The organism is Bradyrhizobium lablabi (genome assembly GCF_900141755.1).
GTDB lineage: Bacteria > Pseudomonadota > Alphaproteobacteria > Rhizobiales > Xanthobacteraceae > Bradyrhizobium > Bradyrhizobium lablabi_A.
Window position 1 is genome coordinate 5,068,223 of record NZ_LT670844.1, and the last position, 19,850, is coordinate 5,088,072.

20 protein-coding genes and 1 pseudogene are annotated in these 19,850 nt (G+C 63.0%); 10 read left to right on the forward strand and 11 right to left on the reverse strand.

What is annotated here, in order from left to right; genetic code table 11:
• Positions 1–70: 70 nt before the first annotated feature.
• From B5526_RS23590 to B5526_RS23605, 4 genes are all read right to left on the reverse strand, one after another.
• On the reverse strand, positions 71–1,756 hold the full coding sequence (locus B5526_RS23590; RefSeq protein WP_079542142.1) for a long-chain fatty acid--CoA ligase: 1,686 nt from the start codon (positions 1,754–1,756) through the stop codon (positions 71–73).
• A 167-nt stretch (positions 1,757–1,923) separates the two neighbouring features.
• On the reverse strand, positions 1,924–3,366 hold the full coding sequence (locus tag B5526_RS23595; protein ID WP_079542145.1) for a serine hydrolase: 1,443 nt from the start codon (positions 3,364–3,366) through the stop codon (positions 1,924–1,926).
• 196 nt (positions 3,367–3,562) lie between these two features.
• On the reverse strand, positions 3,563–5,344 hold the full coding sequence (locus B5526_RS23600; RefSeq protein ID WP_079542148.1) for a glucan ABC transporter ATP-binding protein/ permease: 1,782 nt from the start codon (positions 5,342–5,344) through the stop codon (positions 3,563–3,565).
• Between the two features lie 104 nt (positions 5,345–5,448).
• On the reverse strand, positions 5,449–6,507 hold the full coding sequence (locus B5526_RS23605) for an ABC transporter substrate-binding protein (RefSeq protein ID WP_079542150.1): 1,059 nt from the start codon (positions 6,505–6,507) through the stop codon (positions 5,449–5,451).
• Positions 6,508–6,738: 231 nt separating this feature from the next.
• Here B5526_RS23605 and B5526_RS23610 point away from each other — a divergent pair, with 231 nt between their 5' ends.
• The 7 genes from B5526_RS23610 (at position 6,739) to B5526_RS23640 (ending at position 11,747) form a co-directional block, all read left to right on the forward strand.
• Positions 6,739–7,167 (forward strand): hypothetical protein, encoded by a 429-nt coding sequence (locus tag B5526_RS23610; protein ID WP_079545242.1) that lies wholly within the window; start codon positions 6,739–6,741, stop codon positions 7,165–7,167.
• Between the two features lie 109 nt (positions 7,168–7,276).
• Positions 7,277–7,678 carry a phosphoribosyl-ATP diphosphatase gene (gene hisE / locus B5526_RS23615; RefSeq protein WP_079542153.1) on the forward strand — a complete coding sequence of 134 codons (402 nt, stop codon included), beginning with the start codon at positions 7,277–7,279 and terminating at the stop codon, positions 7,676–7,678.
• A 63-nt stretch (positions 7,679–7,741) separates the two neighbouring features.
• Entirely contained in the window at positions 7,742–8,323 is a 582-nt protein-coding gene (locus tag B5526_RS23620; RefSeq protein WP_154071413.1) for a YqaA family protein, read from the forward strand.
• A 53-nt stretch (positions 8,324–8,376) separates the two neighbouring features.
• Positions 8,377–8,934, forward strand: coding sequence for a hypothetical protein (locus tag B5526_RS23625; protein WP_079545244.1), 558 nt, complete (start codon positions 8,377–8,379; stop codon positions 8,932–8,934).
• Positions 8,935–9,171: 237 nt separating this feature from the next.
• Complete coding sequence (locus tag B5526_RS23630; protein ID WP_079542157.1) at positions 9,172–10,140, forward strand: NAD(P)H-dependent flavin oxidoreductase; 969 nt, start codon at positions 9,172–9,174, stop codon at positions 10,138–10,140.
• Between the two features lie 256 nt (positions 10,141–10,396).
• Positions 10,397–11,170 (forward strand): thioesterase family protein, encoded by a 774-nt coding sequence (locus tag B5526_RS23635; protein WP_079542159.1) that lies wholly within the window; start codon positions 10,397–10,399, stop codon positions 11,168–11,170.
• A gap of 88 nt (positions 11,171–11,258) precedes the next feature.
• On the forward strand, positions 11,259–11,747 hold the full coding sequence (locus B5526_RS23640; protein ID WP_079542161.1) for a GFA family protein: 489 nt from the start codon (positions 11,259–11,261) through the stop codon (positions 11,745–11,747).
• A 5-nt stretch (positions 11,748–11,752) separates the two neighbouring features.
• Here the strand turns inward: B5526_RS23640 and B5526_RS23645 are convergent.
• Positions 11,753–11,917, reverse strand: a pseudogene (locus B5526_RS23645) (nitronate monooxygenase); the annotation flags it as partial.
• Between the two features lie 157 nt (positions 11,918–12,074).
• Here B5526_RS23645 and B5526_RS23650 point away from each other — a divergent pair.
• Both B5526_RS23650 and B5526_RS23655 read left to right on the forward strand, forming a co-directional pair.
• Positions 12,075–12,323 carry a hypothetical protein gene (locus B5526_RS23650; protein WP_079542165.1) on the forward strand — a complete coding sequence of 83 codons (249 nt, stop codon included), beginning with the start codon at positions 12,075–12,077 and terminating at the stop codon, positions 12,321–12,323.
• Positions 12,324–12,448: 125 nt separating this feature from the next.
• A complete protein-coding gene (locus tag B5526_RS23655) occupies positions 12,449–13,117 on the forward strand; it encodes a hypothetical protein (protein ID WP_079542167.1) in 669 nt (222 codons plus the stop codon).
• A 130-nt stretch (positions 13,118–13,247) separates the two neighbouring features.
• Here the strand turns inward: B5526_RS23655 and B5526_RS23660 are convergent, their stop codons facing one another.
• The 3 genes from B5526_RS23660 to B5526_RS23670 all read right to left on the reverse strand — a co-directional run bounded on the left by B5526_RS23660 (position 13,248) and on the right by B5526_RS23670 (position 15,365).
• Positions 13,248–13,970 carry a glycoside hydrolase family 75 protein gene (locus tag B5526_RS23660; protein ID WP_079542169.1) on the reverse strand — a complete coding sequence of 241 codons (723 nt, stop codon included), beginning with the start codon at positions 13,968–13,970 and terminating at the stop codon, positions 13,248–13,250.
• 24 nt (positions 13,971–13,994) lie between these two features.
• Positions 13,995–14,669, reverse strand: coding sequence for a M15 family metallopeptidase (locus B5526_RS37850; RefSeq protein ID WP_197688363.1), 675 nt, complete (start codon positions 14,667–14,669; stop codon positions 13,995–13,997).
• A 378-nt stretch (positions 14,670–15,047) separates the two neighbouring features.
• Positions 15,048–15,365 carry a cysteine rich repeat-containing protein gene (locus B5526_RS23670; RefSeq protein WP_244562044.1) on the reverse strand — a complete coding sequence of 106 codons (318 nt, stop codon included), beginning with the start codon at positions 15,363–15,365 and terminating at the stop codon, positions 15,048–15,050.
• 184 nt (positions 15,366–15,549) lie between these two features.
• On the opposite strand from B5526_RS23670, the gene B5526_RS23675 reads away from it, so the two are divergent.
• Positions 15,550–15,837 (forward strand): hypothetical protein, encoded by a 288-nt coding sequence (locus B5526_RS23675; protein WP_079542175.1) that lies wholly within the window; start codon positions 15,550–15,552, stop codon positions 15,835–15,837.
• A 10-nt stretch (positions 15,838–15,847) separates the two neighbouring features.
• Here B5526_RS23675 and B5526_RS23680 read toward each other — a convergent pair whose 3' ends face one another.
• The 3 genes from B5526_RS23680 to argE all read right to left on the reverse strand — a co-directional run bounded on the left by B5526_RS23680 (position 15,848) and on the right by argE (position 19,752).
• Positions 15,848–17,779 carry a sensor histidine kinase gene (locus B5526_RS23680; protein WP_079542177.1) on the reverse strand — a complete coding sequence of 644 codons (1,932 nt, stop codon included), beginning with the start codon at positions 17,777–17,779 and terminating at the stop codon, positions 15,848–15,850.
• On the reverse strand, positions 17,779–18,459 hold the full coding sequence (locus B5526_RS23685; protein ID WP_079542179.1) for a response regulator: 681 nt from the start codon (positions 18,457–18,459) through the stop codon (positions 17,779–17,781). Before B5526_RS23685 ends, B5526_RS23680 begins: the two co-directional genes overlap by 1 nt.
• Before the next feature lie 114 nt (positions 18,460–18,573).
• Positions 18,574–19,752, reverse strand: coding sequence for an acetylornithine deacetylase (argE, locus tag B5526_RS23690; protein ID WP_079542182.1), 1,179 nt, complete (start codon positions 19,750–19,752; stop codon positions 18,574–18,576).
• Positions 19,753–19,850 lie beyond the last annotated feature (98 nt).

Genomic DNA, 19,850 nt, shown 5'->3' on the forward strand with positions numbered 1-19,850 from the left:
TCCAATGTCAGGGTGGCAAGCTGGATTGCTTCGCAGCAAGTGCTCCTCGCATGACGGTGGGGGCGTCCCCTCAAGCCGCCGCGGCCTTCTTCTCGTCGCGCAGTTCGCGGCGCAGGATCTTTCCGACATTGGTCTTCGGCAGCGACGTGCGAAACTCGATCTGCTTCGGCACCTTGTAATTGGTCAGTTGGGTGCCGCAGAACTTGATGATGTCTTCGGCGGTGACGTTAGGATCTTTCTTCACCACAAAGGCCTTGACCGCTTCGCCCGAGCGCGGGTCCGCAACCCCGATCACGGCGCATTCCAGGACGCCGGGATGGCTCGCGATCACTTCCTCGATCTCGTTCGGATAGACGTTGAAGCCCGACACCAGGATCATATCCTTCTTGCGGTCGACGATCTTGGTGTAACCGTCCGCCGTCATCACGCCGATGTCGCCGGTGCGGAAATAGCCGTCCGACGTCATCACCTTTGCGGTCTCGTCCGGCCTGTTCCAGTAGCCGGTCATGATCTGCGGGCCCTTGGCGCAGATTTCGCCGGGCTGCCCGAACGGCACTTCGTTGCCGTCGTCGTCGCGGATCGAGAGATAGGTCGAGGGCACGGGAATGCCGATCGAGCCGTTGAATTCGGAGGAGGTCGCGGTGTTGCAGGTCAGCGTCGGCGAGGTTTCCGAAAGGCCATACCCTTCCGCAATGCTGCAGCCGGTCAGCTTCTTCCACGCGTCGGCCACCGGGCGTTGCACCGCCATGCCGCCGCCGTTCGACATTTTGAGCTTGGAGAAATCGAGCTTGTCAAAACCTTGCGTGTGCAACAGCCCATTATAGAGCGTATTGACCGCCGGGAAGCTGTTGATCTGGTATTTTGCCAATTCCTTGACGAAGCCCGGCATGTCGCGCGGGTTTGGGATCAAAAGATTGACGCCGCCGGCGCGCACCGCCAGCAGGTAGCAGGCCGTCAGCGCGAAGATGTGATAGAGCGGCAGCGCGCAGACGATGAACAATTGCTCGACGTGCGGCGGCGCCTCCAGCGCGGGCTGCAGCCAGGCGTCGTTCTGCAGCACGTTGGCGAGAATGTTGCGATGGAGCAGCGTCGCGCCCTTGGAGACGCCGGTGGTGCCGCCGGTATATTGCAGGAAGGCGACGTCGTCGGGCGCCATCTTCGGCTTGTTGAGCTTCATGCCGCGGCCGGCCGCGACCGCGTCGTTGAAGGAGACGGCGCCCGGTATCGAATAGGCCGGCACCATTTTCTTCACCCGCCGTACCACCAGATTGACGATCACGCCCTTCAGCCCGAGCATGTCGCCCATGCTGCCGACGATGACATGCTTCACCGCGGTCTTCGCCAGCACCTGCTGCACGGTGGTCGCGAAGTTTTCGAGAACGATGATCGCTTCGGCGCCGGAATCCTTGAGCTGGTGCTCGAGCTCGCGCGGGGTGTAGAGCGGGTTGACGTTGACGACCGCATAGCCCGCGCGCAACACCGCGGCGGTCGCGACCGGATATTGCAGCACATTCGGCATCATCAGCGCGACGCGGGCGCCCTTCTGCATGCCCTTGCTCTGCAGATAGGCGCCAAGCGCCAGCGACATCTCGTCGAGATCGCGGTAGCTGATCGATTTGTCCATGCAGATGAAGGCCTTGCGGTCACTGAACTTGGCAAAGCTTTCTTCCAATAGCTCGACCAGCGAGGTGTATTGGGTCACATCGATATCGGCGGGCACGCCGGCCGGATATTGCTTGAGCCAGATCCGCTCCATGGTATTTCCCCTTCCGGTTTCCTTCCCCGCATCTTGCACGGGACGCCTCGTTGGGCGGCATTGATTTTGGGCAGTATTGAGAATGCGGTGGCCGATGGCAAGCGGCGGCGCTCGATCCGGGCGTCGTTGGTTAAGAGCGGGCCGGCTCCGGCCGGCCGAAACCGGCCTTAGGTGTGTGGCTCGGCGGCGGTCTTTTGATCCGCCGGCTTGGCCTCGCTGGTCGTGCTCTTGGGTTTTGCCACCGCCTTGGGCTTTGCCGGCTTTGCGACCGGCTTGTCGGCCGCCGCGGGCTTGACGGCGCTATCGGGCTTGGCGTTGGCGTGCTTGACGGATTTCGGTTCGGTGGATTTGGCATCCTTACCGGCGTCCTTGCCGTCAGCCTTCGGCTCGCTGGCGCTATCGGACTTCTTGTCCGCGAGGCGCGCCTTCTTGCCACGATGGCGCGGCGTCGCCTGTTTGTCGGCGTCCGCGGTCTCGGCGGCGATCAATGCCGAACCGGTCCGGGTCGGACCGGTGTAGACCACGATCGGCTCCGAGGGCGCGGGCGCCCCCGCCAGCAATTCCGACGGTTTTGCCATCGGCGGCTGCAGGCCCGCGGCGAAGAATGTAACCGCGCTTTCGCTGCCGCTGGCGCTGCCGGTGCCGCCGCCGTTGCTCGCCACCGTGTCCTCATCCTCGTCGCTGGCCGGCTTGTGGCGCTTGCCGCCGCACATCTCGTCGCGCAAATTCGGCGGCGAGGCGTCGATCGGCACCAGATTGTCGACGGTGCCGAGCGAGGGGCGCAACCACGACAGCGAATTGTTGGCAAAGCCGCGCTCGAGCAACTGGGCGGCCCTGACCGCGCGCATCTGGCCCGATGACGCACCCAGCACCACCGCGATCAGCCGCTTGCCGTTGCGCGTGGCGGACGCCACCAGATTGTAGCCGGACGCACAGATAAAGCCGGTCTTGAAACCGTCGGCGCCGGGATAGCGCCCGATCAGCTTGTTGAAATTCTGCGTCACCCTGCGGCCGAACCGGATCGAGGGAATGTGGACGAAATATTCGAATTCCGGCAGATCGCGGATGATCGCGCGTGCCAGGATGGCGAGATCGCGCGCTGAAGTGATCTGGCCGTCCGCGGGCAGGCCGTTCGGGTTGACGTAGCTCGTCTGCGTCATGCCGAGTTTTTGCGCGGTTTGATTCATCTGGGCGGAAAAGCCGTCGATCGAACCGCCGACGCCCTCGGCAAGCACCACCGCCATGTCGTTGGCCGACCTCACCAGCATCATCTTGAGTGCATTATCGACCGTGACCTGCGTCCCCGGCTTAAAACCCATCTTGGCGGGCGATTGCGAAGCCGCGACCGGCGACACCGTCAAGAGCGTATCGAGCGAGAGACGCCCCTCCTTGATCGCCTTGAGCGTGACATAAGCCGTCATCAATTTGGTCACGGACGCCGGATACCAGGGATAGGTCGCGTTCGTGGCCTCCAGGACCTTTCCTGAATCGGCTTCGACCACCAGCCACGCTTCGGCATGCGCAACGCGCGGTGTGAGAATCGCGAGCGTTGCGATGAGGATGATCAGGCTCAGCGATATCTTGCGAAGCATCAGGCGAAATGAATGCACGATCCGATTCCGGTCCTCTGAGACCCGCCTTATAAATCAAGGAGGTCCTTAAATGTCACGTTCGGGTTTCAAGCGTATCCGGCGGACGCAAACCTATACCGGCTTGTCGGCCCGGAATAGAGGCTGTGCGATTAAATCGTGGATGAAATAGGCGCAATTTCGGCGCTCCTTAAATCTTGACCGCGGCGCCGCTCGTCTATGGCGCGGCAACGCTCGCCCGCGCCTGCTCCTGAACCATGAACTGGGCCCTTGCGAGTTCCGCAAAACGGCCGCCTTTCGCCACCAGTTCATCGAAAGTTCCGCTTTCGATCACGCGCCCGTTCTCGAACACCAGGATGCGCGTGGCGTTGCGGATGGTCGAGAGCCGGTGCGCAATCACGAATGAGGTGCGGCCCTTCATCACCTCGTCGAGAGCGGCGTTGACCTTGGCCTCGGTGACCGCATCGAGCGCGCTGGTCGCCTCATCGAGGATCAGGATCGGCGGATCCTTCAACAAGGCGCGCGCGATCGAGAGCCGCTGCCGTTCGCCGCCGGACAGCATGCGGCCGCGCTCGCCGGCGCTGGTGTCAAATCCGCGCTCGCTGCGCTCGATGAATTCCAGCGCCTGCGCCCGTCCCGCCGCGATCCGCATCTCCTCCATGGTAGCGTCCGGCTTGCCGACGCGCAGATTGTCGGCGATCGAACGGTCGAACAGCAGCGCTTCCTGAAACACCACACCGATATTCCGCCGCAGCGCCTTAAGCGTCAGGCCGCGGACATCCATGCCGTCGATCCTGATGAAGCCCGACTGCGGATCGAACGCGCGATGCAACAGCGCGATCGCGGTCGATTTGCCGGCGCCGGTCGGGCCGACCAGCGCGATGGTCTGGCCGGGCAGCGCGACGAAGGAAAGCTCTTCGACCGCGGGCCGTTTGCCGTCATAGGAAAACGACACGTCGTTGAACTCGACCAGACCCGCCAGCCGGCCGGGATCGATTGCATCCGGCCGGTCGCGCACCGCGGGCACGGCATCGAGCACGTTGAAGAATTCCTTGAGCCGCGGCGCCTCCATGAACACATTGTTGATGAAGGCGACCACCTGCTCGAGCTTCTGGATCAACATGGTGGCAAAAGAGACGAACATCACGATCTCGCCCACCGACGTGAGTCCCTGCTGGTGCAGCGTGATGCCGACGGTAAAGATCGCCAGCACGGTGATGGTGGTCGACGCCTTGGTGATGACGGTGACCAGCGCCCACCACGACAATACCGGCATCTGCGCCGAGAGCAGTTTGTTGGCGACGAAGCGCAGGCCCTGCACCTCGGCATCGATCCGCACAAAACTTTGCACCAGCGCCACATTGCCGAGCGCGTCGGAAGCGCGCGCCGACAGATCGCTGTAATGCGTCTCGACCTCGCTTTGCATGCCGTAGGTCTTGCGCACCACCAGCGTGGTCAAAACCGTGAACACCACGCACAGCGCGAACAACAGGATCGCCAGCCGCCAGTTGATGTAGAGTGACAGCGGCAGTAGCACCACCAGCGACATGATGGCGGCGAAATGCTCGCGGAAAAATCCGAGCCACAGCCGCCACAGCGCATCAGTGCCGTTCAGCATCACCTTCATCAATTGGCCGGAATGGATGCCGGAGTGGAAGCTCAGCGGCAATTGCATGATGTGCTCGAAATAGCTGGTCAGCACCGCCTGGCGCTGGCGATGCGCCAGCCGGTCGGCCTGCAGTGCGACCGCGGCGCTGCACAGAATAGTGAACAGCCCGAACCCCGCCCAGGCCGCCAGCAGCGGCCAGGCCGGCGACCAGCCTTGCGGGTCCGCTGGCGCCTTGCCGGAGGAGAGGACATCGACGATGCGGCCGAACAGCACCGGTTCGGCGAATTGGGCGCCGGCCAACAGCAGATTGGCGCCGGCGAGAATCCAGCCCAGCCGCGCCTCCTTGCCGAGTAGCTCCAGCACGCGGGTATAAAGGCGAAGCAGGGACATGCCGTTCGGGACTCAAATTCGGCCGGGCGGATCGCTCGGAAACGGCATTCTAATCAGGGATCGGCCGGAAGAACTAGCGGATAGCGCGGTAGCGCCAATTTTGCTCAATTGATTAGCCGGCCGTTGAGCGGCGGCAGGAAGCTGTCGTCGAAAATATCCGAAGGCGTCGGCCGATTGTGGAATTTGAAATCCTCTCCAATTTGATCGATCGACCGGTTGAGGCGGGCCGGATCGATGCCGCCGATGCCGTTGCGCTGCACCTCGCCGGTCAGGATGTTGTCGGAAATCACGGTGCGCAGGCGTTCGAGCTCCAGATCGCGCAATCCGCCGTCCATCTGGCTGACCACGTCATCCACGGCGCGCTCGGGCTCTCGGATGGCGAGCTGCGTACCGGCGATCACCGCGCGCAGGAAGCCCTTCACGGCTTCCGGTTTTGCCACCGCGAACGCCGGATTGACGATCACGGCAAAACCGTAGGCCTCGCAGCCGTAATCGGCATATCGAAGCACCGCAAGGTCATCGGCCGGAACGCCGCGGTCCCTCAAATTGACCGCCGACAGATAGGAAAAGCCTGCGACCGCATCGACCTGGCCGGCGGAGAGGATCGGTTCGCGCACCGCGGCGCTGATCTTGTTGAGCGTCACGCCCTTGATCTTGATGCCATTCTGGCGCGCCAGAGCCGGCCACAGCCGGATCGAAAGATCGCCCTCGGCGACGCCGACGGTCTTGCCCGCGAGGTCGGAGAGTGCGTGGAGCCCCCGGCTCTTGCGGGCAACGATAGCGTAGGGCGATTTGTTGAACAGCACGAATACCGCCTTGACCGGGGCTGCGTCAGCTTTGTCGCGAAAACGGATCAGTTCGTTGAGATCGACCAGGGCAAAATCGCTGGCGCCACGGGCAACGCGCGCGATCGCATCGTCCGATCCGGTGGCGACATTGGTCGCAACCGCAAGCCCCTCGGCGCTAAACAGGCCACGCGTCGACGCCAGAACAAAGGGGGCGGCGCCCGCATCGAGCGGACGATCGAGCGAAAACTGGACAGCGACCGGTTGCCGCACTTCGTCCGCAGCGCGGCCCACCCCAGTGCCGAAGCACAGGACACCCCACAGGCCGATCAGCGAAGCCAGAAAGCAGCGGATAGCGATGGTCTGACTTGCACGCATTTCGGACTACATCGGGACAGGATGCCAGTTGCCGCGCCGCTTATGTTGGTTTGATGACGCCTGCGGCGGCGGCAACGCATCTTGTCACGCCAAGTCTGAACGGTCGATGAGTGCGACGAATTTGCCGACCCCTGCGTCCGGGTTTCGTTTGGACTGGGGAACCCAACATGGGACTTGGTAGTTAACCAATGCGGGCCTGCCAGGCCGGCGTTGCTACGGAGGATGTTGGAGATGTTTGCGCGAAAATCTGTGTTTTCATCGTTTGGCCGCGCCGCCGTCATGGCGACCGTCGCGGCAGTAGCGCTGACGGCCGTTGAGCCCTCGTTGGCCCGCGCCGGGTCGGTGCCGCATGGCAAGGGACTGTCAATGGCGTCCGGAACCAGCGGCGCCACCGATATCAGCGCCCGCCGCCGATACTATCGTGGTGGCGGCGGGGCCGCCGCGGCAGCCGCCTTTGCCGGCATTGTCGGCACCGGGCTCGCGATCGCCGCGGCGCAGAACCGCGATGATTATTATTATGGCGGCGGTCCGGTCTACTACGGCGGCGGCCCGTATTATTACGGCGGTGGCCCTGCCTATTACGGCAACCCCGCCTGGGGTTACAACGACTACGGAATGACCGTGCCTTATTTCCACGGCCATCCCAACGCCGGCTGGTAGGGGCAAGTTTCGGCATCGAATTAATCCGCCGGTCACTGTTGCCGGCGGATTTCTTGTTGGCGCGGCGGCCGTTAACACGCTGACCACGGCTTTCGACTATTTTCGGGCTATGAGTGATTCGCTCGAAAGGCTCTATCAGGCGGTGCTCGCGGCCAAGGATCTCGATCCGGCGGTTTCGCGAACCGCGAAGCTGTTTCAGCGCGGCCCGGCCAAGATGGCCAAAAAACTGGCCGAGGAAGCCATCGAGGTCGTGATCGACGCCGTCAACGGCAATTCCGACGCGGTGATCCGCGAAAGCGCCGATCTGTTGTACAATCTCACGGTTTTGTGGGCGTCGGCGGGTGTACGCCCCGCGGACGTGTGGCGGGAGATGGAACGGCGGGAACATCTGCTCGGAATCGCCGAGAAGCTGCCGAAATCCGCGGTCAAACTGCCCAAGGTTTCAGCGCCCCGGGTGGCGCGGCGACCAATTGTCGCGCTTGAGAGCCGCGGCCTGCGCAAGCGCCACTAGCCTTCCTAAGCCCCATCTAATTCCCGGCATGGACAAATCCGCTCCAGGATGGTTCATCGCGGCATGCTGAGACGGATTTACGATTGGTGTGTCGCTTCTGCCGACAAGCCTTACGCGCTTTGGGTCCTGGGAGCGGTCTCCTTCGCCGAAAGCTCATTCTTTCCGGTGCCTCCGGATATCATGCTGCTTCCGATGTCGCTGGCGCGGCCCAAGCGGGCCTGGCTGTTTGCGACCCTGTGCACGATAACTTCGGTCGCCGGCGGCATGCTCGGCTACGCGATCGGCGCGGTGCTCTATGACTCGGTCGGGCATTGGTTGATCAGTCTCTATGGCCTTGGCGACAAGGTCGAGGCCTTCCGCGCCGGCTATGCCGAATGGGGCGCCCTGATCATCCTGCTCAAGGGCCTGACGCCGATCCCCTACAAGCTTGTCACCATCACCTCGGGTTTTGCCGGCTACAATATCTGGCTGTTCGTCCTGTGCTCGATCATCGCCCGCGGTGGCCGTTTCTTCGCCGTCGCGGTGCTGCTCAACCGCTACGGCGACACTATCCGCGCCGAGATCGAGAAACGCCTCGGGCTGTGGGTGGCGGTTCTCGCCCTTGTTCTCGTGCTCGGATTTGTGGTCGCCTTTCGAATGATCTGAGAGCGGCCGTGAAGCGCTTTGCCGGCGGTCGCCTTCAGGTTACGCTGAACATCATGCCCGCTCGACCCGGCAATCTCATCGCACGTTCCACAAGGCAGGCCGCGACTCCTCCCGCGGCGCTGCTGATGCTGATGATCGCCGCCGGCGCCGCCTGGCCGCAAACCGCGCCGCCGCCCACACTTGGGGTCCAGGAGCAGCCGGCCCAGCCACCGGCGTCGCCGCCGGCGGGCGAAGAGAATCCAGGCCTCCTCAACGAAATCGGCAAGATGTTCGACAAGCTCCCGAGCCTGAAAAGCTCGCAGCAGACGATCGACGATTTGAACTCGCGCGCCAAGGATGCGGCCAAAGACGCTACCGACACGCTGTCGCGGCTGGCAAACCCATCCTCCATGGTGGCCGGACGGATGATCTGTCCGGTATCGGGCAATGGCGCGCCGGACTGCAAGCTTGGCGCGGATAAGCTCTGTCAGGCCAAGGGCTTCAAGGAAGGCAAGAGCCTCAACACCGATTCCGCCGAAACCTGTTCCGCAAAAGTGCTGATTCCGGGCCGGACCCGCAAACCCGACGATTGCCGGACCGACAATTTCGTCACCAGCGCGCTGTGCCAGTAACGATGCAGTTCCGCGGCTTCATCCTTCGAGACGCGCTCCTAACGGAGCGCTCCTCAGGATGAGGTCTAAGACCCTCATGGTGAGGAGCGCGGCAACGCCGCGCGTCTCGAACCATGAAGGCCCAAATGCCCTGGTGCCATGCTTAAGCGCGATTGCCTTGTTGGGATGATGTCTGGCATCTTTAGGCCGAAAAATGCCTCGAGCCTCGCCTCCGATAACCAAAGGGATTTTTAGCAAATGTCCATGCCTGCTCTGTTCAAGGGCCGTCTGTCGATACCCGTGATCGGTGCGCCGCTGTTCATCATCTCCGTGCCCGATCTCGTGATCGCGCAGTGCAAGGCGGGCATCGTCGGATCGTTTCCGGCGCTCAACGCGCGCCCGCCGGCGCTGCTAGACGAGTGGCTGGCGCGGATCAGGGAAGAGCTTGCGGCCTACGACAAGGCGCATCCGGAAGCGCCATCGGCGCCGTTCGCGGTCAACCAGATCGTGCATCGTTCGAACAATCGGCTCGAGCACGATCTCGCGCTGTGCGAGAAGCATAAGGTGCCTGTCATCATCACCTCGCTCGGCGCGCGCGAAGAGCTCAATCAGGCCGCGCATCAATGGGGCGGCATCGTGTTTCACGACGTGATCAACCAGAAATTCGCGCACAAGGCGATCGAGAAGGGCGCCGACGGTCTGATCCTGGTGTCGGCCGGGGCAGGCGGCCATGCCGGCGAGATCTCGCCGCTCGCCTTCGTGGCGGAGACGCGGCAATGGTTCGATGGGCCGATCGCGCTGTCGGGCGCCATCGCCAACGGCCGCGCCATCCGCGCCGCGCGCGTGCTCGGCGCCGATTTTGCCTATGTCGGCTCGGCCTTCATCGCCACGACGGAAGCCAATGCGGTCGAGGGTTACAAGCTGATGATCACCACCTCGACCGCGGAAGATATTGTCTATTCGAATTTGTTCACCGGCGTGCACGGCAATTACTTAAAATCCTCGATCGTGGCGGCGGGCATGGACCCGGACAATCTTCCCGAATCCGATCCGTCGAAAATGAGTTTTGGTACGGATGCTTCCGGCGAGCGCGCGAAACCAAAGGCCTGGAAGGAAATCTGGGGCTCTGGCCAGGGTGTCGGCAGCGTCGGCAAGATCGTGCCCGCCGCCGAACTGATCGCGCGGTTCAAGCGCGAATACGACGAAGCCGTCGATCCGCCGCTGTGATGCTCTCCTTCTTCCCTTACTTCCCCTCTCCCCTTGTGGGAGAGGGTGGCTGCGATGCGAAGCATTGCAGACGGGTGAGGGGTCTCTCTCCGCGGAAACAGACCCCTTGTCCGGCGCGGACTTCGCATAGCCGATGCAAAGCATCGGCGTCCTATTTAAAGAGAACGGCGGCCGAAGGCCGCCTACGGCCACCTTCTCCCACAAGGGGAGAAGGGAAGAGGGTAGCGCGTGATCTTACCAACAGGATTCCAATCTGATGGACGCCATCTATCGCGTCGACGCCAATCGCGTCGTCACCAGCCCCAATGCGGCCGGGCCCTGGGATCCGCGCATGCAGCACGGCTCGGCGCCGGCGGCGTTGGTGGTATGGGCGGCGGAGGCGATCGCAACACCGGTGCCGATGCAGATCGCGCGCGTCACCATCGATCTGATGCGGCCGGTGCCGCTGGCGCCGCTGACGTTTCGGAGCGAAGTGCTGCGCGAGGGGCGCAAGATTCAGCTCTGCGCGATAAAATTGTTCGCCGAGGATGTCGCCGTGGTCAGCGCGACCGTGCTCAAGATCAAGACGCAGGCGCTAACATTGCCCCCTGAGGTCGCCGAGTTGCCGGTCGAGCTTCCCGGCCCCGATCAGTCGCAATCCGACCCCGCGAACTTTTCGAATAGTCCCTTCGTGACGGGCATCTTGCTGCGCGCCGCCCGCGGCCGTTTCGGCGTGCCCGGTCCGGGCGCGATCTGGTATCGGGTCGACCGGCCGCTGGTCGAGGGGTTTGCGGTCTCGCAGGCGATGCGCGCCGTGGTCGCCGCCGATTTCTGCAACGGCACTTCGGCCGCGCTGGATTTCCGGGAATGGACGTTCCTCAATGCCGACCTCACCGTCAGCTTTGCGCGCCAGCCGTTGGGCGAGTGGATCTTGCTCGATGCGGAATCCTGGATCGGTCCGGATGGCGCGGGCCTTGCGATGGCAAGACTTGCCGACCAGCACGGTTATTTCGGTCGCGCGGTCCAGAGCCTCGTGATCGAGAAGCGGTAGGCCGCGAACGCCGGCTTGCGCAAAAGACGTCGCCGCGCGATCATGTTTTTCGGATAATCTCCGCTCTAATCTTGGATCGGGGTCAATCATGAATTTGACGCCACCCTCGCTTCCCCTGACCGGCGGCTGCCCGTGCGGCGCGATCCGTTACGAAATCGCCTCGTTTCCGCTGTTGCTCTACACCTGCAATTGCACCAATTGCCAGCGGACGACCGGCAGCGCATTCGCGCTGAACATGCCGGTGAAGGCCAAGGATTTTCGCCTTCTGCAGGGCGAACCGAAGGGATGGCGCCGTCTGTCCCCGTCCGGTGCGGACGTCACGTCATGGTTCTGCGGCGACTGCGGCGGAAGAATCTACGGCGAACGCGTCGGGCGCCCGCAATCGATCACCATTCGCGCCGGAACGCTCGACGATGCAAAGTGGCTGGTTCCGGTCGCGCATATGTACATGCGAAGCGCGCAGCCGTGGGTTCAGCCTGCGGCCGAAGCCGAATGCCACGAAATCGCGCCGAACGATTTTCAAGCGGCGGCCAACGCCTGGCGCGCGATGTGGCCGGAGTTCTTTCCGCAGAAATAATCCGGTCAGGCCGTTACCCCGCCAACCGCTCGCGCCAGCACTTCCGATACGCCCGACGTCGAATGCCCCGCGCTCCAGATATCGCGCCAGCGTTTGGGGCGGTTCTCGCGCGCGCCGATGTCGATATCCTCTGCGATGTCGATCGCGCCGCGTTGCGGCAGGTCGCCGAATATCGCGCCGCCGGCGGGCGGCTCCGATAACGCAATCGCGGCCCGGCTTTCCGTCCTTAACCGGCTATTAACCATCGCGCCCCGACAATCGGCCCCGAAGGCCGCGCCACCCTCAGCGGGGCGCCGCCCCAAGGACTACCGCCAACGGGGATGCGACATGGATCTGGACAAATTCCTTGCAAAGACGCCCGCAACCCTCGACGAGATCCGGACCCGGGTCGGCTACGCGCTGGCGCGCCATCCAAAGTGCCGCAACGTGCAGTTCGACATCATCAGCACCCCGCGCACCCGCAGGGGCGGCAACTGGACCATCAGCCTGCACCAGGTCGCCCCCGACGCGCTGTGGGAGGCGTCCGATATCGTCGCAGACATCCAGGAAGCCTACGAACTCTGCGTCGCGGCCTGATTTTTCGCCTATCCCGCGCCAGATTCCATTGTCGAACCCGCCGCCGCCGCAGCGTCGGCACGGTTAAGCCTTAATTATTGCCCAGTTTCCGGGAAAGTAGCCGTTCAGGGGACGCGGAGACCTGCTTGACGAAAGCCATCACCATCATCGCGATGACCTGTTTCCTCATCGTCGGCGCGGCCGCCACCAGCATTTTGGGCCGCGACAGCGTGCCGGCGGCCCGTTCGGAAATGGCTTCGCCCGTCGTCAAGAGCCCGGTTGCGAACCGGGAGAGCAAGCAGGACCGGCTCGCGGTCGTGAAACTGGCGCTGGCATCCTTCGAGCCGCCGCAAACGGTAACCCTGAGCGAGCCGCTGCGGATGGCCTTTGCCGCCGTAGCCCCCTCCGACGTCGAGCCGCCGAAGGCCGCAGACACCGTGGCGATGCTGGCGCCGCCCGCGCCGACTCCGAAGCCGAAACTGGTGGCAAAACCGGCGCCGCAGAAATCCTACGCGCTGCTCAGCGACGTGCAGATCGCCGGCATCAAGGAGCGCTTAAAACTTTCCGCCGCGCAGGAATCCTACTGGCCGGCGGTGGAGACCGCGCTCCGCGCCGTCGCGCGCAAGATCCACGCGACCCGGCAGGGCGATCCGAAGGCTGCCGGCGTGCCGCCGATCGATCCCGACGCCGAAGAAGTGCAGCAATTGAAATCAGCGGCGATGCCGCTACTGTTTCAACTGCGCGAAGATCAAAAGCAGGAAGTGCGCACGCTCGCCCGCCTGATCGGACTTGAAAAGGTCGCGGCGGCAATCTGATCTGAGTCTGAAGCTCTGGCATTCCACTGCGCTCGCTCATCGCAAGCACGTTTGGGACGGATGACGACGACCGGCAGTAACTGCCTGAGAGCCAAGCCGCCCCAACGTCATTGTCTCAGCTTGCGCCGTTTCAGCTTGCGCCGCGGAGCTTGTTATACAGCCCGAAGGCCCGCTCCTTAATCTTGGTGTTGATGGTCTCGACTGCCAATTCGTCCGCGGCGAATGCCGAATTCGGGAACACAAAATACAACACGTCCTGCTCGATGCTGGAATTGCGGGCCCGCAGACAAAAGCCCTTGTCATTGCGCTTCGAGCACGGGTCGGGACAGTCCTGCTGCAGCAGCGCTTCATGAACCCGGATCGAGGCCTCACCGATCTTGTTGAACGGACCGAGATCGCCGCAGACGGCCGCCGCCGTCTTGTCCTTGAAAATGACGATCGCGACATCGCCGAGGGCGACCGCAGGATTGAAGGTCCGGCTGCTGCCGGATTGGAGCTCCGGCAACACGATATAGGGGATGATCTCCGACGGCAGCCCCTTGCCGTTGGCAAGGTGCAGGCTGGTGTCGTTCTGTCCGCTGGAAGGGTCGAGCGCCTTGCCATTGAGACGGCCGGGACCGGCGGACGGACCGTCAGTGTCGATTGCCATCTTCGAACTCCAGAACACGGCGCCCGGGCCGGCGCCGTTATCGGGGAATTTGAGCAGCACCTTGCACTTGCTGGGATCCTTGTTCCCCGGCTGGCGATCTTTATCGGCAAACTTCTTTCGCGCGTCCGGTGCAAAATCCACGGCTTGGTCGAATGACACACCATCGAGTTGGCGCTTCGACGCTGCTGGCGGCCGGAATGCCATCTGCGATCTCCCTTGCAAAAATATTCAGCTCGTTGGCGGCGGATGCCTGATGGTCTGTTCCGCCAGTTCGAAGTGCATGCTGTCGACGGAGCCACGGGAGAATCCCGCGCCCCAATACCAGCCATGCCTGTTGAAGAACGGCGCGAGTTGCAGGCATCCGCGGTGAGTTTTGTGCGAACCTTGAGGTACCGCGGCATGGCCGAAGAACAGATCGATCGCCGTGCCCCAGCTGTGATTTGAAAAGGAACTGGCATTCATCCGCTTGTGGCGCACGCAGAGCATCCCATCGCTCTTCACCGCGGCGACGACGTTGGGAATTTGCTGCTCGGCCTCATCGAACACCGCCTTGAGCAACTGGACGGCGATGTCGAGGCCGCTCACCTTGAACGGGCCGACATTGATCAGGGATACGATGCGTTGCTTGAAGGCGCCGGTGGCGGGGCTGCAATCCTGTGTCTTCGCACCCGGCACCCCGAAAATCCCGAGCATGGTCGCTTCCGAGGCCGAGCTTAGATTCTGGTTGAATGTGTTTGCCGCAGGAATGTCGACGAGAGTTTCCGGGCTGGTCTGAGTGGGCGCCGCCGCAACAATGCTTGGAGCTGCTGCTGCTCTCGGAGCTGCAGCTCTCTTGACCGTTTTCTTAACCGTTTTCTTGGCCGCCTTCTTGACCGCTTTCTTTGCCGTCGCTGCTTTTGCCATGGCCGACCTCGCTGTAATGATGAAGGTCTGATAGATGCGCAATCAAAGATTCTGAAATCAGGAGCGCGTTCCTCCTGCATGAAAATCATCCGTCAAGTCTGGTCCGAACGCAACCTGAAGATTTGTTGTCAAATGTGATCTACCCGATAGTTCGGTGCGGTCCGAACCGCGACGTGCGAAAATGTCGCACTGCCGGCGTGCCTGGGAAAAAGCCGTGCACAACGATCAGCGCGGGTGAAAGCGAAGCGAGCGCTCGCAGGGCGAACGCTTGCTTCGTTGTTCTTGGTATTTGCGTTGCAAGATTCAGCACGCTCGCGGCGGATGCCGAATTTGCAAGGCGTTGGGCTTGGCTCCGGCGAAGCAGCGCTCGGAAAATCCTCACCCGCCGTGGGCTTCCACGACCTTGCGGCAGGGCTCGGAGAGCTTCGGCTTGTTCTCACGCAGGCACGCGTTCATCTGCGGCGGCTTGCCGATAAACTCGGCGCAGAAGGTGCCGGCATCGGAACGGCAGGCCATCTTCTCTTGCGGGGTCGGTCCGGATTGCGCCATCGCCGATGAGCTTAAAGCCATCAGCAGGAGGAGCGAAACATACACTGACTTTTTCATGATCAAACCTTTCGACGAGTTAATGTTGGGGGTGCGGTTAAGCGCGGCGAACATCGTCGAGACGAAGATCGCGGTCCATGCCATGTTCATGGCAGTCGGGAAATCCTTTAAATCCGCGGGTTTTCAGGCGCGAGACGATCTTATCTGCGCGCTTCCGCCACGCCCCCATCTTCATGGGATGTTGCGGCACCCTGCCTGGGTCCATGTACATCCGCATCGACTGCGGTGACCGATCGGTCCAACCGCAAGGCCGCTTTCAAACTGGAGAGATGTCATGTTGACCAAATCGAAATTGATGAGCGCTGCAATTGCCCTGACGGCTTTCTCGACACTGGCGACGGTTTCGCTGACCGCCGCGCCCGCCGAGGCGGCGGTGGTTTATTGCAAGACCGCGGGCGTGCCGCAGGGCTGCGTCGTTCGCACCCAGCCGGTGGTTCGGCCGATCTACCCTGTGCGTCCGGTCGCTGCGACCGGTGTCCGCGTCACCCGCGTCGGTGTCACCCGCCTGACCCCCTACGGCGTGAAGCATGCCTCCTATCGTTCGGTCCGCGTGTGGCGCTGAACGTAGGTGCTCAAGCGCCGGCGGTGTCACTGTCAGGAAAGCGGCGAGGTAACGTCAGCCTCACCCGCGTGCCGCCGGCGCCGGAACAAAGCTCGAGCTCGATACCACAGCGCGTGGCGCGGCTTCGCATGTTGCGCAAGCCGCGCGCCGCTTTTTTGTCCACCGCCGCGGCGCCATCCGGCGTGAGCGCAAAGCCGTTGCCATCGTCGTCGACCGTGATGCGCCCATAGGCGAAGCCAGATGCGTCGGCGAGCGTCTCGATCGTGACCGTGATGCGGCGGGCGTCGGCGTGCTTGACGGCATTGGTCACGGCTTCATCCAAGAGCCGCACGATCTGGATAACGTGCCATGGCCGCAATTCGGGATGAACCGGCAGGCCTTGCGGCGACAGCGCGCGCCAGTCGAGCGCGATATCATGCGGCCGCAACTGCGCCGTGGCGCGCTCGCGCCACGATCCCAGCGCCAGCATCAGGTCGCCGCCGATATCGTCCATCGAATCGATCACCAGCCGAAGATCCTTCAGCGCCGCGCGCGCCGCATCGCCGATCGGCGCGCTGGCATCGCCGCGTTCGCTCAGCGCCACGATGCTGACGAGCTGGCCGCCCAGCCCGTCGTGAAGGTCGCGCATCAGCCGCGTGCGCTCCAGCGCCAGCGCCGCGGCCCGCGCGCGCTCCTCTTCACGCGCAAAACTCGCCTTCAGCTTGTCCTCGGCCTGGCGCACCTGGGTGACGAGGCGGCCGGCAAAGCTGTCGACCTGATTGAGCGCGCGCGCAAACCGCCAGGTCAGCCCGGCGCCGATCGCGACCAGCAGTGCCGAATAGGACAGGCGGGCGACGAAGATGCGTCCGTCGGGCGCGATCTGCAGCACCGAGAGCATGTCGCGAATCCAGCAGGTCAGCACGATGGTGACGGCGCAGCCCAGCACGAAACTGGCGACGTCCTGTCGCTTCAACACCGAATGCGCGACGATCAGTGCCAACAGCACGAGATACAGGCCAATCGTCGGCACCCCGAGCCACACAAAGAATTGGCTAATCGTCGCCTGGTCTCCAAACAGCGCGACCGCGACCAGGATCAGGCCGGGAGCGAAGATCAGCGCCCCCCAGCGCGGCCATCTCCAGCCGAGAAACAGCATCGCAAACGTCAGCACAAAACTACTTTCTAGCGGCCCAGACGTGATCAGGATCGCGTTCAGCCTGGAAAATTGCGACTGGTCCACCGCAACAGGCAAAAACGACTGCGCGACGCCGAGCGTCATCGCGGCAGCCAGGATGCCGTAAGCCGGCTCGTGGCGGCGTACCACCCCCATGATCGTCAGGATCACGGCGAGGATCGCCTGCCATGCCGCGAACACGACCGGCAGGGTGACGAACAACAGCGTCCGCTGTTCGTAATAGGGCCGCAATGTCTGATCCGGACCGACATAGACGCTGTCCAGGAAACCGGTCAGCGGACCCCACACCAACAGCCGAATAGTAAGATCGTTCGTCCCGTCGCGCAGCAGCGACGCCGGGATCACCGCGATTTCGGGCGCATTGCGGTCGGGCCGGTTGGCGACCGGATCGCGCCGGCTGTCGAGGATCACGACGCCGTTGACTAAAACCTCCACGCCGTTGTTGAAGCGCGGCAGGTACACCGACCAGGCGCGTTGTTGTTCGCCGCTCGGCCACGAGAACTGGCCTGAGTAGAGAGGCGCATCGTTCATCGAAAATCTGGAAGAGGTATAGTGCGGCAGCGTCACCGAACGCTCGGTGCCGCCTTCCTTTGCGTTGAACTCGGTCAGGAGATAGCGGGACGGTGGTTCCGGCAATGACCGATGCAGCGCGAAGACACAGACGACAACGATCAGCAGCTGGACCAAAGCGTATTGGAGGAGACGGGAAGCCCGCAGCCACCAGCTCTTGCGGGTGGAAAAGTCAGGCTTCGCCGCGACGACGTCCATCACAGCCGGATCAAGCCCTGCTGCAGCGCCTCGAACACCGCCTCGCCCCGGGTGTGCACCTCGAGCTTGCGGTAGATGTTCTTGATGTGGCCCGGCACGGTCTGGCGCGATAACCCAAGATGGCCGGCGATCTCGGCATAGCTAAAACCCTTGGCGATGCCCCACAGGATGTCGATTTCGCGTGGCGTCAGTTTTACGGTGTCGAGCGGCGGCCCGGGCGGGGGCTCGGGATGGTTTTGCGTCCTGCGCACGATGAAGCGCGCGATCGAGGCCGAAATCGGCGAATGCCCGGCGACGAGGTCGCGAACGGTTGCTGCGATATCGGTCGGGAAGGCATCCTTGAGCAAATAACCGGTAGCGCCGACCGTGATGGCGGAGATCACGCTCTCTTCGTCGCCGAGAATCGAAATCACCATGATTTCGGTTTCGGGAAAGCGCTGCCGTGTCTCGCGGATCAGTTCGATGCCATGGCCGTCGGGCAGTTGCAGATCGGTCAGCAACACCTTGGGGCCGCCGCGCTCGGCCAGGTAGCCGCGGGCCTCAGTCAGCGTCGCCGCCGCCGTAACCTCGAATCCGGCCTTGGCGAGCGCGTCCTGCAGCCGCCACAATGTCGGCGCGTCATCTTCGACCAGCAAAACCGTGATTGCCTGCGAAGCGCGCTCGTCGCTCACTTCCGTCATCGAACTTGTCCCTGCCGCCATTGCCGCGGCCGACGCAGTCTAACCCCGCGGACACCCTTTGCGACAGCCATATTCATGGGGGTGGGTGAGCTGCCGATGGCGGAGAGGCGCGCCTTAGCCGGGATTTTTCGCACAATGCGCGATCAGCCGCTCGATGAAGCCGGCGCAGTCCAATAGTTCCGACAGCTCGACGAATTCATCCGGCTTGTGGGCCCGTTCGATCGAGCCCGGGCCGATGACCACGGCAGGTATTCCGGCGATGCCGACGAATAGTCCGGCTTCGGTGCCGAAGCCGACCTTGGCATGGCGATTGCGGCCGGCCAGTTGCTTGGCGAGCGTGACGACCGGATGATCGGGCGGCATGTCGAGCGCCGGATATTCCACGAACTCCTCGAAATCGATCCCGCAAGCGGGGTCGATCTTGCGCATCGCGGGTTCGATGGTGGCTTTTGCCCAGGCGACGATGGCATCGGTAACCTCTTTTGATTCCTTGATCCCGAGTCCGCGGGCTTCGAATTCCATCACGCAGCGATCGGGCACGATATTGAGCGCGGTGCCGCCCTGCACGATGCTCGTCAATAGCGTCGTGTGGGGGACGTCGTACATCGCGTCATGAGGTCCTTCCGTCGCGAGCGCGATGGCGCGGCGGCGGATTTCGGTGATCAGCTCCGCGGCATATTCAACCGCGTTGACCCCGCTCGGCGCCAGCGACGAGTGCGCGGCGAGCCCGCGGAATGTCGCGCGCACCGCCTGCTTGCCCTTGTGGCCGATGGTCACGTCCATTTGCGTCGGCTCGCCGACGAAGCAGGCCAGCGGCTTGACCGCGCCGCGGTTCAATTCGTGCAGCAGCGGACGCACGCCGATGCATCCGACCTCTTCGTCATAGGAAATCGCCAGATGGATCGGCGTCGCAAGCTTTGCGCGGGCCATCTCCGGGACCATCGCAAGACAGACCGCGACAAAGCCCTTCATGTCGGTGGTGCCGCGGCCGTAGAGTTTGCCGTCGCGTTCGATAAGCGTGAACGGATCGCTGCTCCAGTCTTGGCCTGCGACCGGCACCACGTCGGTATGTCCCGACAGCACCATGCCGGGCCTGTCCTCGGGGCCGATCGTGACCCACAAGGCCGCCTTCTGCCCGGTCTCATCCGGGATGCGGCGCCCAGTTATTCCGAAGGAAGCGAGATACCGCTCGATATAGGTGATCAACGGCAGGTTCGAACGGTCGCTCACGGTGTCGAAGGCGACGAGATCTGCGAGCAATTGGCACACACGTTGGTTTCTTTGGTCTGGCATGGATCTCGATCATTCGACGGGAGGGGAGAATTGAAAGTCTCACTGTCGCAATCCTACCTCGGTCCGCTAATCGATGGCAGGGTTCTTTTGTTCTGCCT

Bases quoted from the DNA above. Each gene is read 5' to 3' on its own strand.
- B5526_RS23675 (WP_079542175.1), top strand. From the start codon at position 15,550: ATGTTGACCAAATCGAAATTGATGAGCGCTGCAATTGCCCTGACGGCT.
- B5526_RS23660 (WP_079542169.1), bottom strand. From the start codon at position 13,970: ATGGCATTCCGGCCGCCAGCAGCGTCGAAGCGCCAACTCGATGGTGTG.
- B5526_RS23610 (WP_079545242.1), top strand. From the start codon at position 6,739: ATGTTTGCGCGAAAATCTGTGTTTTCATCGTTTGGCCGCGCCGCCGTC.
- B5526_RS23680 (WP_079542177.1), bottom strand. From the start codon at position 17,779: ATGGACGTCGTCGCGGCGAAGCCTGACTTTTCCACCCGCAAGAGCTGG.
- B5526_RS23685 (WP_079542179.1), bottom strand. From the start codon at position 18,459: ATGACGGAAGTGAGCGACGAGCGCGCTTCGCAGGCAATCACGGTTTTG.
- B5526_RS23590 (WP_079542142.1), bottom strand. From the start codon at position 1,756: ATGGAGCGGATCTGGCTCAAGCAATATCCGGCCGGCGTGCCCGCCGAT.
- B5526_RS23600 (WP_079542148.1), bottom strand. From the start codon at position 5,344: ATGTCCCTGCTTCGCCTTTATACCCGCGTGCTGGAGCTACTCGGCAAG.
- hisE (WP_079542153.1), top strand. From the start codon at position 7,277: ATGAGTGATTCGCTCGAAAGGCTCTATCAGGCGGTGCTCGCGGCCAAG.
- B5526_RS23650 (WP_079542165.1), top strand. From the start codon at position 12,075: ATGGATCTGGACAAATTCCTTGCAAAGACGCCCGCAACCCTCGACGAG.
- B5526_RS23605 (WP_079542150.1), bottom strand. From the start codon at position 6,507: ATGCGTGCAAGTCAGACCATCGCTATCCGCTGCTTTCTGGCTTCGCTG.
- B5526_RS23630 (WP_079542157.1), top strand. From the start codon at position 9,172: ATGTCCATGCCTGCTCTGTTCAAGGGCCGTCTGTCGATACCCGTGATC.
- B5526_RS23640 (WP_079542161.1), top strand. From the start codon at position 11,259: ATGAATTTGACGCCACCCTCGCTTCCCCTGACCGGCGGCTGCCCGTGC.
- B5526_RS37850 (WP_197688363.1), bottom strand. From the start codon at position 14,669: ATGGCAAAAGCAGCGACGGCAAAGAAAGCGGTCAAGAAGGCGGCCAAG.
- argE (WP_079542182.1), bottom strand. From the start codon at position 19,752: ATGCCAGACCAAAGAAACCAACGTGTGTGCCAATTGCTCGCAGATCTC.
- B5526_RS23635 (WP_079542159.1), top strand. From the start codon at position 10,397: ATGGACGCCATCTATCGCGTCGACGCCAATCGCGTCGTCACCAGCCCC.
- B5526_RS23670 (WP_244562044.1), bottom strand. From the start codon at position 15,365: ATGAACATGGCATGGACCGCGATCTTCGTCTCGACGATGTTCGCCGCG.
- B5526_RS23625 (WP_079545244.1), top strand. From the start codon at position 8,377: ATGCCCGCTCGACCCGGCAATCTCATCGCACGTTCCACAAGGCAGGCC.
- B5526_RS23620 (WP_154071413.1), top strand. From the start codon at position 7,742: ATGCTGAGACGGATTTACGATTGGTGTGTCGCTTCTGCCGACAAGCCT.